This is a genomic window from Bacillus changyiensis (genome assembly GCF_027706145.1).
In the GTDB taxonomy this organism is placed as follows: domain Bacteria; phylum Bacillota; class Bacilli; order Bacillales; family Bacillaceae; genus Bacillus; species Bacillus changyiensis.
This window is the reverse complement of sequence record NZ_JAQFWW010000001.1, coordinates 401,877-416,929: the sequence shown is the minus strand read 5'-3', so window position 1 is coordinate 416,929 and position 15,053 is coordinate 401,877. Positions and strand designations below refer to the sequence as shown.

At 37.0% G+C, this 15,053-nt stretch carries 15 protein-coding genes and 1 pseudogene; 1 reads left to right on the top strand and 15 read right to left on the bottom strand.

Features of this window, described 5'->3' with window-relative positions; genetic code table 11:
* Window positions 1-149 precede the first annotated feature (149 nt).
* From PDT38_RS02130 to PDT38_RS02100, 7 genes are all read right to left on the bottom strand, one after another.
* Window positions 150-992 carry an MBL fold metallo-hydrolase gene (locus PDT38_RS02130; protein WP_270798707.1) on the bottom strand — a complete coding sequence of 281 codons (843 nt, stop codon included), beginning with the start codon at window positions 990-992 and terminating at the stop codon, window positions 150-152.
* Between the two features lie 278 nt (window positions 993-1,270).
* Complete coding sequence (gene manA, locus PDT38_RS02125) at window positions 1,271-2,215, bottom strand: mannose-6-phosphate isomerase, class I (protein ID WP_270798705.1); 945 nt, start codon at window positions 2,213-2,215, stop codon at window positions 1,271-1,273.
* A gap of 15 nt (window positions 2,216-2,230) precedes the next feature.
* Window positions 2,231-4,159 (bottom strand): PTS fructose transporter subunit IIABC, encoded by a 1,929-nt coding sequence (locus PDT38_RS02120; protein ID WP_270798703.1) that lies wholly within the window; start codon window positions 4,157-4,159, stop codon window positions 2,231-2,233.
* Between the two features lie 153 nt (window positions 4,160-4,312).
* A complete protein-coding gene (locus PDT38_RS02115; protein WP_270798702.1) occupies window positions 4,313-6,253 on the bottom strand; it encodes a BglG family transcription antiterminator in 1,941 nt (646 codons plus the stop codon).
* 227 nt (window positions 6,254-6,480) lie between these two features.
* Window positions 6,481-7,119 (bottom strand): ABC-2 transporter permease, encoded by a 639-nt coding sequence (locus tag PDT38_RS02110; RefSeq protein WP_270798700.1) that lies wholly within the window; start codon window positions 7,117-7,119, stop codon window positions 6,481-6,483.
* Window positions 7,103-7,975 (bottom strand): ABC transporter ATP-binding protein, encoded by an 873-nt coding sequence (locus tag PDT38_RS02105; RefSeq protein WP_270798699.1) that lies wholly within the window; start codon window positions 7,973-7,975, stop codon window positions 7,103-7,105. The genes PDT38_RS02110 and PDT38_RS02105 overlap by 17 nt, the downstream gene beginning before the upstream one ends.
* A gap of 2 nt (window positions 7,976-7,977) precedes the next feature.
* A complete protein-coding gene (locus PDT38_RS02100) occupies window positions 7,978-8,352 on the bottom strand; it encodes a GntR family transcriptional regulator (protein WP_270798696.1) in 375 nt (124 codons plus the stop codon).
* A gap of 134 nt (window positions 8,353-8,486) precedes the next feature.
* Between PDT38_RS02100 and PDT38_RS02095 the strand changes: the two genes are divergently transcribed.
* Window positions 8,487-9,008, top strand: a complete 522-nt coding sequence (locus PDT38_RS02095; RefSeq protein ID WP_270798695.1) for a ferritin — start codon at window positions 8,487-8,489, stop codon at window positions 9,006-9,008.
* Window positions 9,009-9,382: 374 nt separating this feature from the next.
* On the opposite strand, the gene arsC is transcribed toward PDT38_RS02095, so the two are convergent.
* From arsC to PDT38_RS02055, 8 genes and pseudogenes are all read right to left on the bottom strand, one after another.
* On the bottom strand, window positions 9,383-9,799 hold the full coding sequence (arsC, locus tag PDT38_RS02090) for an arsenate reductase (thioredoxin) (RefSeq protein WP_270798693.1): 417 nt from the start codon (window positions 9,797-9,799) through the stop codon (window positions 9,383-9,385).
* A gap of 17 nt (window positions 9,800-9,816) precedes the next feature.
* Window positions 9,817-11,115: an arsenic transporter gene (locus PDT38_RS02085; protein WP_270798692.1), complete on the bottom strand. Its 1,299-nt coding sequence runs from the start codon at window positions 11,113-11,115 to the stop codon at window positions 9,817-9,819.
* Between the two features lie 6 nt (window positions 11,116-11,121).
* Entirely contained in the window at window positions 11,122-11,469 is a 348-nt protein-coding gene (locus tag PDT38_RS02080) for an ArsR/SmtB family transcription factor (protein ID WP_270798689.1), read from the bottom strand.
* A 185-nt stretch (window positions 11,470-11,654) separates the two neighbouring features.
* The gene (locus PDT38_RS02075; RefSeq protein WP_270798688.1) at window positions 11,655-11,915 is read right to left on the bottom strand and encodes a metal-sensitive transcriptional regulator; all 261 of its coding nucleotides are present in this window, start codon (window positions 11,913-11,915) and stop codon (window positions 11,655-11,657) included.
* A 167-nt stretch (window positions 11,916-12,082) separates the two neighbouring features.
* On the bottom strand, window positions 12,083-12,310 hold the full coding sequence (locus tag PDT38_RS02070; protein ID WP_270798686.1) for a sulfurtransferase TusA family protein: 228 nt from the start codon (window positions 12,308-12,310) through the stop codon (window positions 12,083-12,085).
* A gap of 13 nt (window positions 12,311-12,323) precedes the next feature.
* Window positions 12,324-13,511 (bottom strand): MBL fold metallo-hydrolase, encoded by a 1,188-nt coding sequence (locus PDT38_RS02065; protein WP_270800092.1) that lies wholly within the window; start codon window positions 13,509-13,511, stop codon window positions 12,324-12,326.
* Window positions 13,506-13,772 (bottom strand): annotated as a pseudogene (locus PDT38_RS02060) (rhodanese-like domain-containing protein); the annotation flags it as partial. The pseudogene PDT38_RS02060 and the gene PDT38_RS02065, both read right to left, overlap by 6 nt.
* A 153-nt stretch (window positions 13,773-13,925) precedes the next feature.
* Window positions 13,926-14,405: a DsrE/DsrF/DrsH-like family protein gene (locus PDT38_RS02055; RefSeq protein ID WP_270798684.1), complete on the bottom strand. Its 480-nt coding sequence runs from the start codon at window positions 14,403-14,405 to the stop codon at window positions 13,926-13,928.
* Between the last annotated feature and the right edge of the window lie 648 nt (window positions 14,406-15,053).

Here is a 15,053-nt window from a genome sequence, read left to right as displayed (position 1 = left end):
GATTTGCTCCCCCTGTTTGATCTTTCATCACCATTTTAAACAAAATTTAGAAAAGGAGTCAATCAAATGAAACCAATTATGTGGTGGTTCGTTACTTGTTTAGTATTTCACAAATAAGATCGGCCTTTTATTAAGAATTAGCTCTAGAACTAGGTTTTGGATGAGTTCATATCAGAACTTTTTATATATTCTTGAATAATCGAGTTTATGATGTGTAAAGAATCCAGTTCCCCAGAAGAAAAAGAGGTAACGGGATATTCTTTTTGAAAAAGAATCGTATTTATCTGCCTTGGTGACAGCCCATTTTCGTAGAGCCTAATAATTTCTCCTTGGAGGTCTAACAAATAATCTAGCTTTCTCTGTAAAGCTGAACGTCCATCCTTTAAATAGCCAGCATGGCAGCAAAAGATCTCTTCAAAATCATAAGTTAACACTTTTTTTAAGGATTCAATAACGGTTGGGATGTTTTCTTCACGTAATGTGACTTTTGGCTTCTCCTGGCAGTACAAATCCCCAGTAAAAAGCTGCCCGCTTTCCCGATTTAAAAATGCCAAATGATCGCTAGTATGACCTGGTGTTTCAATGACATCCCAAATGGCATGTCGGGATAAAAAAGTTTTTCCAATTGCCTTTGCATGAAAAGGACTACGCTTCCCCCAAAAAAATTCCCGATACATTTGATAATCTGGCTCCTGTTTACAATAATCTAACATCTGATGATTCATATAAATTGGCAGCTTCAGTTCTTTTTGTAAAAATGCTGCACAGCCTGTATGATCTTCATGAAAATGTGTAATGACAACTTGATCGATATCTTGTTCTTTAAAGAATGGTTTAAGTTCCTTTTCCACTGATTTTGGGCCAGTATCAACTAAAACGCCATCCACCATAAAACAATAAACATTTAATTTTATTCCTTGAAATGCTACTGTGGACTTTCCTATTCGAACAGCGTGAATTGTCTGCTGTTTGAAATTCTTTTTTACATTCATGAAGTGACTCCTTTCATCAAATCCATTTGTTAGATTTTAACACGAAATGAATGAGTAGTCATTCATTTATTAAAGGAATTTTGAATCTGCCAACTATATATAATGATAATAAAAAATGGGAGCTGTCCGAAAAGAGCAAGGAACGAGCTCCGAGAAGGCTTGCGAATCCCCCGATGTTTATAAATGCACACAGACGTCCTTTGTTTAACGTAAAAAGGGTGTCCAATCGTCAAAAATCGACTTACTGGACAGCCCCTTTGGATTCAGGCAGAAGTAAATTATAAACTTGAGACGATACATTCAATATGTCCCGAAAGTTGGAAATCACCATATCGATCAGGCAGTAAGAGATGATCTCCTTTTTTCAGGGCATATTCATTACCATTTGTAATCATATGCCCTTCCCCATTAATAACACTGATCAAAAGAAACGGTTTTTCTTGTTTTAAGCTAACAGACCCTGTTAAATCCCATTTTTCTACAGAGAAAAAAGGTGATTCAATGAATAAAGTCACATGTAAATCATCTATTTTTTTATATTGAATAGTGGGTTGCTTTGCTGTAAAAGGAACGTCTATCACATCAATGCTTTTTTCTAAATGAAGTTCACGTAGATTTCCTTGTGCATCTGTTCTGTCATAATCATATAATCTGTAGGTTGTATCAGAATTTTGCTGTGTTTCTAAAATCAAAATACCTTCACCGATCGCGTGAACAGTCCCGCTTGGAACATAGAAGAAATCTCCTGGTTTCACTTTTACCCGGCGTAAAAGTTGATTCCATTGTTTACTTTCTATCATAGAAATTAGTTCTTCTTTTGTTTTGGCGTGATGTCCGTAAATAATTTCTGCATTTTCTTGACAATCAATCACATACCAGCATTCTGTCTTACCGAGTTCACCGTTTTCATGTTCATGTGCATAATTGTCATCCGGGTGAACTTGAACAGATAAATCTTGATTTGCATCTAAAATTTTCGTAAGGAGAGGGAAACGATCTCCCTCCACATTTCCGAATAATTCCCGATGTTTTTCCCATAGTTCACCAAGTGAAAGTCCTTTATACATTCCGTTTTGAACAATGCTTTGTCCATTTTGATGTGCTGCAAAAGCCCAGCACTCACCAGTCTGTTCTGATGGAATGTGATAACCGAAAGAGGTTAAAGATTTACCGCCCCAGATTCTTTCTTTGAATACAGGTTCAAAAAATAGTGGTTCAATCAATTCCATTACCTCACTTTATACGATTTCATCCAGAAGTTTGTATGCCTCTTCTTTTGTTTTAACAGCTAATAAACGATCTCTATAATGATCATCCATTAATTTTCGAGACAGCATTTGCAGAAGTTTTAAATGTGCATTCCCTTCACTTTCTTTTGGAACAGCAATCATAAAGATTAATTTTGCTTTTGTTCCATCAAGGCTTTTCCAATCAACGCCAGATGGCTTGATACCAAATACAACACTTGGTTTTTTGACAGCATCTGATTTTCCATGTGGAATGGCAATGTTCATGCCGATCGCTGTCGTACTCTCTGCTTCACGTTTTAAAATAGCTTGTTTAAATTCACTTTCTGAATGTAATACGCCTGCATGTGCCAACTTTTGAATCATTTCATCAATAATATCGTCACGAGTTTCTCCTAATAATTTAGGTTCGATCAGCTCTGTGCTTGTGATATCTGTCAACTTCTGAATATCTGTTGTCTCTGACGGTTTGCTAGCTGTTTGAACGGATTGTTGTGGAACATCTCTTGAACCTTGATTTGATTTCACTTCTTCATTGATGTTTTTTTTCAATGCATTGACTAATAAAGCCGTTACAATTGATCCGACGATGACAGCAACAAAGAACATGAAGACATTATCAACCGCTCCTAATACTGCAACAATCGGACCACCGTGCGCCACTCTGTCTCCAACATGACCGATCATAGCGATAACCGAACCTGTCATTGAACCAACCATAATACTTGGGATGACACGAAGTGGATCTTGCGCTGCAAATGGGATAGCTCCTTCTGTGATACCGAATAATCCCATTGTAAATGATGCTTTACCCATTTCTTGTTCTGTCGCTTGGAATTTTCTTTTACCTATGAATGTAGCAAGTCCCATACCAATAGGTGGAATACAAATAGCTGCAGCAATTGGACCCATGATTTCATAGTTTCCTTCACCAATCATTGCTGAGCCGAACAAAAATGCTACTTTGTTAACAGGACCGCCCATATCAAATGAAATCATAGCACCTAAAATTAATGCGAGAAGAATAGAACTTGATCCTTTCATACCTGATAACCAAGCTGTTAATGATTCAAATATTTGAGAAACTGGTGCACCGATAAAAAATACAAATGCTAAGCCGACGATCAGTGAAGCGAATACCGGAATAATAATAATCGGCATAATCGGCATAATCGCTTTTGGAACTTTTAGTTTTTTAATTGCCAATGCTGCATAGCCTGCTAAAAACCCGGCGATAATACCACCGAGGAAACCAGCGCCACTTTCACTTCCATAAAAACTTCCTGTTGCTGCAATGTAACCGCCAATCATACCGGGAACAAGACCTGGTTTATCTGCAATACTATATGCAATATAACCAGCCAAAATCGGGATCATGAATGAGAATGAAGCAGCCCCGATTTGTTCAATCGTTTTCCAGAAAGAGGCATCGGGAATCACGATCCCTTTTGGTGTTTTTTCTCCCCCAATCGTTAGAGCGATGGCAATTAATAATCCACCTACTACAATGAATGGAACCATAAACGAAACACCATTCATTAAGTGACGATAAATCGGGTTTTGTTTTTTCTCCTGTTGGTTGGTGTTTTCTGATTTTGAATTTGATTGATAAACAGGAATATTTCCTTTTATAGCTTTGTTTATTAATTCTTCCGGTTTGCGGATACCTTCCTGAACCCCGACAGAGAGCACCTTTTTACCTGCAAATCGATCTTTGCTTACCGCTCGGTCTGCCGCAATGATGACGGCGTCTGCTTCGCGAATATCTTGTTCGGTCAGTTCATTTTCTACCCCTATCCCGCCTTGGGTTTCTATTTTCATTTGTACGCCCAATTTGTCAGCTGCTTTTTGAAGATTTTCTGCTGCCATATACGTATGGGCAATTCCATTTGGACATGATGTAATCGCTAACAGTTTCATTTTTCAATCCTCCTTAGGATTTAGGTTTTTTCTGGGCCCATATTTACTATATATCAAAACAATCATCATAAAAGTTTTGTTTTTTACCGTAGTTTCCGGTAAAATTACTTTTTTTCTGAAGAAAACAAAAAAAGCAAGGCATTCACCTCACTTTTAGTATTCCAAATAAGCTAAGAATTTCATCACATCTGTTTCTTTCGTTAGCTTTTGAATAAATGCTGGTTGTTCGCTAATAAAAGATAGTTCATGAAATAGTTGCCTTGTCATTTGTTGATCCTCATGTTTGACAGCCAGCATAAAAACGAGTGAGACTTTCTCCGTCCCCCAATCAAGCGGCTCTTTTAGTGTCGCAATTGCAATCGCAGATTGCTTAATAAATTTGGCATTTGCATGTGGGATAGCAATTCCGCTCCCGATTGTGGTTGCTGACATTTTTTCTCTCTGGACGGCATGCGCAGCATAGTCTTTGTCTACATAGCCTTTCTCATACAAAGCCAGGGCTAATTTTTCAATTAATTTGTAGCGATGTTGCGGTTCTTCCTGTAAAAAAACTAAGAAAGGTGTTGTATTATTGATCATCGTAAATTTTTTCTGTTTTTTTTCAGGTGCTTCATCAAGGTGATGGATGAACTCTTTTAATTTCTTCTCTTCCCCTGCTTCTAAAAGTGGTGATACAACAATATGAGGAATTTTTAGTTTTTCAAGGGAAACTGTTGAAATGACGGATTCAACATCCTTATGCTTTCCTAAATATTCTGCTAGATCAGCTTTTGCAATACAATCAATCACCAACATTTGCGGGAATTTTCGTTCAATCTTCGTCCGTAATAGTTGTGACATACCAATCCCCATATGACAAACGATAATGACTTTCTTTTGTGTTTCGCTGTTTTGATTTAAACGTTCGATCGCTGCTTGAAAATGCAAAGTGAGGTACGCCGCTTCTTCTTCTGGAATCGTCAGCGCAAATGATTGATTAATGTCTGCCAAAACATCAATTACAATATGAAATAGATAAGGATACATCTTTTTAATGTCTTGAAGCATTGGATTAGATACAGAAAGATCATAATGAAGTCGATTTAGTGTTGTATTTAAATGAATGGTTAATCCATTTCTCAACATTTGATCATCACTAAAATCCAACATCTTCAGTTTTGAGACACGATCAATTAAATGATTCAGTACCTCAACAAGCAGAGGGTTTTCCTCACCTTGCCATAGTGGATAACGAACTTTCCCACCCAAAATATGCAATGTTAAGTAGACGATTTCTTCTTCAGGAAAAAGGACAGAGAAAACTTGTTCAAGCCTTTTTAAATAAGCTGTTGTCCATTGGAATTCCTTTTTTTCTCGCACAAGTATCATTTCTTTTTCAGAAATTGAAATCGGTTGTTTCATTTTCATTCGTCGAATCATCAGTAAAGTGTGCAATAATAAATTTTCAAATGTTTCATCTGTGAAATATAAAGAATGCCGTTTTTGTAATGATTGGAGTTCATTTTTAACAAATTCGATTTCATGAGACAAAAACTTCTTTTTGATAAATTGACTGGCAAATTCCTGATTGTCAATTAAATCAGCGATTCGTGCCAACGCTTTGCGTTTATTCTTCTCACTTCCAGTAATCATTAATCCTAGTCTTTGCTTTGATACTAATGTTAACTGATACTGTTTCAGCCATTCTTCAATTTGAGTCAAGTCTTTTTTGATGGCTGCTTTATTTAAGTAATGTTTTGCAGCAATTTCTTTTGCCGTAACAGGCTTATCATTCATTAATAGATGATAGGCGATTTGCAAAACTCTTTTTTCGTCGGTTTCATCTGTTATTTGGTGATGTTCTGAATAGAGTTGTCGTAGAAAAAACATCTTTTCATGTTCTTCAATGTTTAAATAAACACCTAGTCCTGGTTTTCGAATCAGTTCGGCATTAGAATGTTCTGTTATATAGTCTTCAATTACTTTTAAATCATTGCGAATCGTTTTTTCAGAACACTTCACCTTGTCTGCAAAATCCTGTACTAATAAATAATCTTCAGGTTCAGATAACAACAGATACAAAATGTCTTTTTGTCTTTCATTCATGAATTTCACCTGTTTCTTCTATCCTCCCTGTTCGTTTCACTAATACTTATTATAGTATAAGTATACGATATAAGAAATCGTTTACACTATATTATACAGTGAAACAAAACAACGAAAAAAATAGATTTTTACCGAAACTTCCGGAAAAACAGTTTTTTAAAACAAAATAGAGCCACTTTGACTAGCAAAGCGTCTCTATAATCAATATTATTTACTATATATTTTTAAATATGAAATCAAAATTCACGTTTTTTATAAAAGTTTAGAGATAAAAAATAAGAACAGACAAACATGAGCAGCACCACTCCGATCATTAATGTCGATATTCCTGCAGATGATAATTGGTTGAACATTGACACTAACTGTCCTTTATCACTTAAATATTCGTATAGTTTTGTTCCTCCAAATAGAAAAGTAAAGAAAATGATAAAATTCGGAATCCTTGATTTTATAAATCCATATTTGAAGATGAATGGAAACGATAATGAAGCAAACATCGTGACAATGATGACAACCCCTTCGAGTGCTTGAAAAGAAATAGACAGCTCAGGTTGAGCACTAAGTTGGTTGACAACAAAATAAATGAGACTGTAAACAATCGTGGCATACAGGGCATAAACGTATACTGATAAATATTTTGCTAAAACAATCGTGCTCTTCTTAATAGGTAAGCTGATTAAAATTTTGTCACTGTGGTTTTTTTCTTCCAATGAACTTGCCCCTAAAGCCAATTGATAAGAAATGGCCAAGACGCCGATCGAAAGTCCAGCCGATCCGATTTTAAACAGAAAAAACGTAAAGAAAATCATGATTAAAATAGATAATTTTACTGCTTTTTTTTGCATTAAAATATCCTTCTTAATAAGATAATACACGATGATCACTCCTGCTTGTCGAAAATACTAAAATATCTTCTAATGTTGGTTTTTCAACCATCACTGTATCCCCAAAAAGTTGCACAATTTCCTTTTTGTTTTTTGATAATGCTTCAAAACCGAAATTGTTTGTTCTCAAGCCGATAAACATGTCTTGATGACTCAAGATGTCTTTGCTTCCTTTCACAATGCAGTACTCCTCCAAAAGTTCGTCTTTTGTTTGACTTAGAATGATTTCTCCATTATGAATGAGTGTAATAAAATCGGCGACTTTTTCTAAATCAGATGTGATGTGTGTTGAAAAGAAAACCGATTTGTTTTCATCTTCTAATAATTTTTGCAATACATCCAATAGTTCAGATCTGACAAGCGGGTCTAATCCAGATGTCGGTTCGTCCATAATCAAGAGATCAGCATGATGGGACAGTGCAATCGCTAATGAAAACTTCATTTTCATGCCTTTTGATAACTGTTTGATTTGTTTTGCTAATGGAAGCTGAAAATCTTTTGCATATTGTTGAAAAACAGCTTCATCCCAGTTTGTGTAAAATGGACGGATCATTCCTTTCATTTCGTTTACAGTTAGTTCTTCATAAAAATGATTTTCATCATACACAAAACCGATTCGTTGTTTAATATCGAGCTGATGTTGTTGATGATCCAACCCAAAAATATTGATTTCACCTTGATCTTTCTTAATTAAATTCATGATCAGTTTAATCGTTGTGCTTTTTCCCGCCCCATTGGGTCCGATAAAACCCATAATATAGCCTTTTTCAAGGGAAATATTGATATTTTGTAATGAAAAATCCTGATATTGTTTAGATAGATTTTTGATTTCTAATATGTTATTCACTTTTACCACCCCTCATAGATCAGTTTGAGCATCTTCTGAAGTTCTTCACATGATAAGCCGATAAGTTTTGCCTCAGTAATTGCTTCTGTCATTTTTTCTTCGATCGATCTCACTTTCATTTCTCTTAACATCTCTTGATTAATGGCGGCTACATATGAACCTTTCCCGGCCATAGTTACAATGAAGCCGTCTTTCTCCAGCTCATCATAGGCTCTTTTCGTTGTAATGACACTGATTTTTAGTTCTTTAGCCAAGTTTCTGATTGATGGAAGCGCGGCTGATTCGGATAGTTCTCCTTTAACAATCTGTTCTTTAATTTGGCTAACGACTTGTGCATAAATGGGTTCATCAGATGAATTTGAAATGATAATCTTCAAAGCATAACATCCCTCTATTCGTTATTACTGTATATATACAATATAAACAGTAATAACATCTTTGTCAACTTTCATTATGGTTTTTCATATAATGAGCTGGGTAAACACCGTGACAATTTTTTGGGGGGATTAGGATGATAAGTGATCGAATGCAACAGCTGATCAATAATTTAATTCAAATTGAATACCAGTCTGCATACTTATATTTAGCAATGTCAAATTACTTCAATCGTTTAAACTTAACAGGTATTGGGCATTGGTTTAGGGTCCAGCATGATGAAGAGCGCGGTCATGCATTAAAATTAATCGACTACTTAACCGACCGTAATGGGGTTGTGCAAATTAAAAATATCCCCGAGCAACCGATCAATTTTGGAAATACGGTTGAGGCTTTTCAAAAAGTGTTAGCACATGAACAATATGTAACAGAAAATTATCGACAAGCATATACAATTGCCCAACAGGAAGGAGATCAACAAAGTATCGTGATCTTTTTGGAGTTCTTGAGAGAACAAACGGAAGAAGAAGCACAGACGATTACTATTCTGGAAAGATTTCAGCTTGCTGGCAACAACGCATCTGCTGTCCTCTTACTTGATCAAGAACTTGGTCAGCGGGAGCCTGTTGATATGACGGCTAGAGGACAAGGAGGATAATCATGCGCGTATAATAAAGACCTCCATGTGATGTGGAGGTCTTTCGTTATATTTGAGACATTTTTCTCGTATTCGTTCAAACAATTGCAACGACTGGATAATGTTCTTGAAGGGCTAACACCCAGACCATCAAAGAGTCCGATGTACTTCCTTGGGTCGTGTGATAGCAGATTTATTAGCGAAACTGGTTGAGCCAAAGCCGGCGATGTTGCCGTCATTGTCTTCTGCACCATAAACGATATCTTCTTGCTTTCTTAACGATGTTCTCCAAAGTTTGTCTCAATCAACTGAAAGTCAAGCCCATACGTCATCAGACAAGATTCTCTGATAAATTGATTTCCAGCTAGCAACATGCACACTGACAATCTGATCAGCTACTTTGTTTCCGCAAAACGCTTGATTCGGTCACCGATTTCATCCCGTACTCGCTGAAAAAATGCCCATTTCTCTGCTTCTGTTCCTTCGGCTTTTGCCGGATCATCGAAGCCCCAATGTTCGCGTTTAACGTTCGCTGGTGTTATAGGACATTTGTCAGCTGCGTCTCCGCATAATGTAATGACAAGGTCAGCATTGTTTAAGATATTCTGATCAATCATATCAGAAGTTTGTCCAGAAATATCGATACCTGCCTCTTTCATAGCTTTAACGGCATTTGGATTTAAACCGTGTGCTTCAATTCCTGCGCTATAGACATTCCATTTGTCCCCTAAATGTTTTTTCGCCCAGCCTTCAGCCATTTGGCTGCGGCAAGAGTTACCCGTGCATAAAAAGTAAATTGTTTTTTTCGTCATTGGTGATCGTCTCCTTTTTAATGAATGATGAGAAGCCAGATATAAAGCCCGATTAGTGTGATAAAAAGTGTTGGAATCGTCAAGATGATGCCTGTTTTAAAATAAGTTCCCCAAGAAATCTTCACACCTTTTAAGGAAAGAACATGAAGCCAGAGCAGTGTTGCCAGTGAACCGATCGGTGTAATTTTTGGACCGAGATCAGAACCGATCACGTTGGCGTAAATCAATGTCTCCCTGATAAGTCCATGGGTGTCTGTGCTTTGTATGGCAAGCGCATCAATCATCACAGTCGGCATATTATTCATAACAGATGACAAAATGGCTGCAATAAAGCCCATACCAATTGTCGCAACAAAAAGACCTTGATCAGCTGTAGCTTGAATCACTTTTGCCAATACATCTGTTAATCCCACATTTTTCAATCCATATACAACGACATACATGCCAATCGAAAAGAAGACGACCGCCCATGGTGCTCCTTTTAAGACTGCCTTTGTCTGAACGACCGGACTTTTTTGTGCAGCAAACAAGAAAAAGATCGCGATCATACCAGCAATAATTGAGACTGGGATAGCAAACAGCTCACTAATGAAATAGCCTGCTAATAGAATAGCTAAGATCAACCATGATAAGTGAAATATCTTTTTGTCTTTGATCGCTTCGCTCGGTTGCTTGACATCTGTCATGTCATAATGCCGTGGGATGTTTTTTCTAAAAAATAGATAAAGAACGATAATACTTGCAAATAGTGAAAACAGGTTAGGGATCATCATTCTTGTTGCATATTCGATAAAGCCAACCTTAAAGAAATCTGCGGACACGATATTAACAAGGTTGCTAACCACAAGCGGGAGTGATGTAGTGTCAGCAATAAAACCACTTGCGATGATAAACGGGAAAACTAGTTTTTCTTTAAAGTTTAAGGCGCGTACCATAGCAAGAACAATCGGTGTTAAAATTAAGGCAGCTCCATCATTAGCGAAGAATCCCGCAACAATTGCTCCTAACAAAGATACATAGACAAACATCAGAATGCCGTTTCCTTTGGCCGCCTTGGCCATATGCAAGGCAGCCCATTCAAAAAAGCCAATTGCATCGAGAATTAAGGAAATAATAATAATCGCAATAAAGGCAAACGTTGCATTCCACACGATCCCTGTTACATCCAAGACATCCCCTATATCAACAACTCCGACAATTAATGATAAAACGGCTCCGCCACAGGCTGACCAGCCAATTGATAATTGTTTCGGTTGCCAAATGACAAGTGTCAGCGTCAGTAGAAAGATGCTAATGGCTAATATCGTCATAGCCATTCCTCCTTACTTGCATAAAACTGGTTTTTCTTTTTGTTTAATGGCTTGAAATTGGTGATCATGATCATCAATTTGATTGAGAATCGTGAGCACTAGTTCACGCTCTGGAAAGTCATCGCCGAGTGAATAAAACCGCCATTGTTCTTTACGTTCTTCCTTGATCAGATTCGCTTGTTTCAGTTTCCGTAAATGCTGGCTTATCGCAGGTTGACTCGTTTCAAACATGTCAACAAGTTGGCAAACACAATATGGTTTTTGTTGAAGCAATTTCAACATAAGTAATCTGGTTGAGTCACTTAATAGCTTCATACAATTCACTGTACATGCTGCATCTAGTTTCGTTTGGATGATCATTTCATGCTTCCTTTCCCCTATTTGAAGTTGCTGTTAAGTAAACTTATTATATAATCAGTTGCTTATATAATCAACTGATTATAAAAAATTACATCTGTATGATCTTTCCTTGAATTCATAACAATAATTCGAGTATCAAAAGAAACGAAAAAAACCCCTATTTTAAGGGGCTTAAGATTCTTCTATTAACGGCTTTTCACTAAAAGGTTGACCGCTTCTTCAACCATTTTTCTTGTATCATTGCCTGAAGCCATTTCTTCTGTCAGACATTTTTCTAGATTGGTTGCCACGATGACAGCGATCGTTTTATCAACAGCACTTCTAACTGCAGAAAGTTGTGAAATGACATCTTTGCAGTTTTTTTCTTCATTCATCATCCTGATGACTCCACCAACTTGTCCTTCAACTCGTTTTAAACGTTTGATGATTTGATCATTATATTCCATAACGAACACTCCCACTACAATATTTCGCCTATTTTATCTATTATACACAGAAATCTCATATACACATACTCCTTTAGGTAGTTCCTGCTAAGATTCCTATTCCATTGTACGTTTAAACGGCTAATCAGATAAAGACGGCGTTTAGAACGCCGCCGGTCAAGAAAAAATTACTGTTTTCGAATCCAAAATTTGAAGATCCCGGTTTCTTCTGTATGTTTTACTAATTCGTGTCCAGTTGATTTAGCCCAAGCTGTTAAATCACTTTTTGAACCTTTATCAGTTGTGTGAATTTCGAGAATCTCCCCGCTTTTCAGTTCATCCATTGCTTTTTTTGTTTTAATGATTGGCATTGGGCATGCTAAACCTTTGGCATCTAATTGAGTTGTTGATTTCATGTGTATCCCTCCGTTATATATTTTCTGGGCCTGCAATAGCACAGCGATTCGGTCCAATTTCCATCTCTGTTTGTTCATCGCAAGAAGGTGTGATTTTTCCTTGATTGATTAGCCGGATCTCTTGATAATGATTTGGTTGTGGTGGTAGATTTCCAGTAACCATTTTCCGGAATTCTTGTTCATCCTGGATATTGAGACCGGAATTCCATGTAAATAAATCTTTTAAATATTTGGCTGCTTCGCCGCGTTTTCCAAGTTCAGAAATAGTACCAAAGTGTCCTGGTAGGACAATCATTTCTCCAGGAAGCTGTTGATAACGTTGATATAGAGTTGTTCTAAGGTCACCAGCTAGTTCTTCCGCTTTTCCTGCCAGATCTGGGCGACCAATTGATTCGATAAATAAGCTATCTCCTGTCATAAGAAATTGCCTGTCAATCATCAAAGACGTACTACCGCTTGTATGCCCAGGTGAAGAGATAGGTTCAACTTTGGAACATCCAATTGTGATATCATGGCCTTCCTCTAGTTTGTGATAGGCAAATGTTATGTCACTAGCATCTCCCTCTGGAAGGTAATAAGCTGCTTCTGTATGTTCTGCCAACATGCGTCCACCGGAAATATGGTCAGCATGTAAATGAGTATCGATTGTTGCGACGATTTTGGCCCCTCTTTGTTCCGCAAATTGTTCAAAAACTTTGGTTGTTCTGATCGGATCAATGACAACGGCCTCTTTAGCTGATTCGACATAGTATGATAGGCACCCTTTTCCAATTCGAACGAATTGAAAGATTTCTCCACCGCTTTGTAAGTCACCGATTTTAACCGGTTCAAGATGTTCACTCCATGCGATCATCCCGCCTTTTAAGTAATAAAGGTTTGTAACACCTTTTTGTGCAAGCATATCTGCAATGACAATTGAAGAACCTTCTTTGGCGCATACAACGATAATCTCTTGATCTTTCGGAAGTTCTCCTAATATAGAGTCGACACCATCTAACATGTCATAGTAAGGGACATTGATCATTTCAATGCCTTCTCCTTCAATTTTCCACTCTGAATAATCATTTGAATTGCGTACATCTAAAATAAAAAGAGGTTCTTTGTTGACAATTTTTTTCGTTAGTTCAGTAGATGTTATAGCTTGACATGTTGTTGGGACATTTGTTTGTTTGGATGCTGTTTTCCCTGTCCATTCCGCCATACCAGGTACTACATTCATTAACTTAGTAAATCCGTGATTCGCCAATAATTGTGTCGCCATTCCACTTCTCTTCCCTGAATGACAGATCACATATATCTCATCATCTTTATTCAGCTCATCCAGTCTCTCCTTTATTTCACTTAAAGGAAGATTCACTGCATGTGGAATATGACGATCTTCATATTCGTCAATCTCGCGGACATCAATAATATTCAATATTTCGCCCTGTTCTACTTTTGCTTCAAACGTTTGTAACGCCATGACTGGCACATCATATGTGATTTGTTCTGTTGTTTCTCGATTTTTCTTGAAAAAATGTTTCAAAATATCTCCCTCCTTTTTTATTCCTGGATGGCCCTGGTTTGCGTGCCATCACGGTAAATATACAAATACATGTAAGGGTATAAAAATAACTTAAATAAATAAGTTAATCTGTCCTTCAGAAGCTTCGCCTAAATACGCTGCGACACCGCCAAATTCAGTACCATCGATCAACTCTTCTTGTTTAATGCCCAATAAATCCATTGTCATTGTACACGCCATTAGCTTAACCCCCTGCTCGTTCGCCAGTTCGATCAATTGCGGCAATGATAGGGCATGGTGCTTCTTTATGACGTGTTTAATCATCTTTGGACCTAGACCAAGCATATTCATTTTTGATAATGGTAGGTGATCAGCACTTTTTGGCATCATCCAACCAAACATTTTTTCAATAGCTCGTTTTGCTATTGGTGTTTTGATGTTTTCTTTTTTTAAGGTGTTCAATCCCCAAAATGTAAAAAAGATCGTTACTTCATGGTCATATGCGGCCGCTCCATTTGCAATGATAAATGCTGCCATCGCTTTATCATAATCACCGCTAAACAAGATGATATTGGTTTTTTGATTTGGCATCTTTTCACCCTCTCTTTCATACCTCTACGGGTATATTAATATACACAAGGGGGTATGTCAATATTTTTTAAAATCTCAGTGAAAAGAAAGGACGGCCAAAAAATAATCACATCTTTTATCGTCATTGTAAACGTGATTAAACGGGCAGCCCTTAAATGCTAAAAAACAACTATACATGAAGTATTTCTTATGGTTGCTATTTATATTGGAGATAAAAATCAAGTCCGTGCACGATCAGCAACTTTGAAGGTACCACCTTGAGTATCACTTATTGTTGTTATTGCACCAACTGCTATACCGGTTAAAAGAATTGCACAAATAAACATTTTTTTCATAAAGATTCTCCCCTTTCAATTTGTCGCTTCGCTTCATTAGCTTGCCGATAAAACTCAGCTGCTCCCCAAGCATCTGATCGGCTAAACAGAATGTCACTACCGATTCACCGTAATGCTCTTTTTCAGCATAAACATTTTTTTCATTGAAGAAATCGACTGCTTCTCACACTTTAATTAAATGATCTTCAAGAAACAACCCCTTAACGATTTTTAATGCAATCATATATTCAGGAGGCTTACCTTGAAAGCCTTTTTGTCTCCATAGCAATTAACATTTGTTATTTGAACAATATCTCCAAGATAGATATCCTTA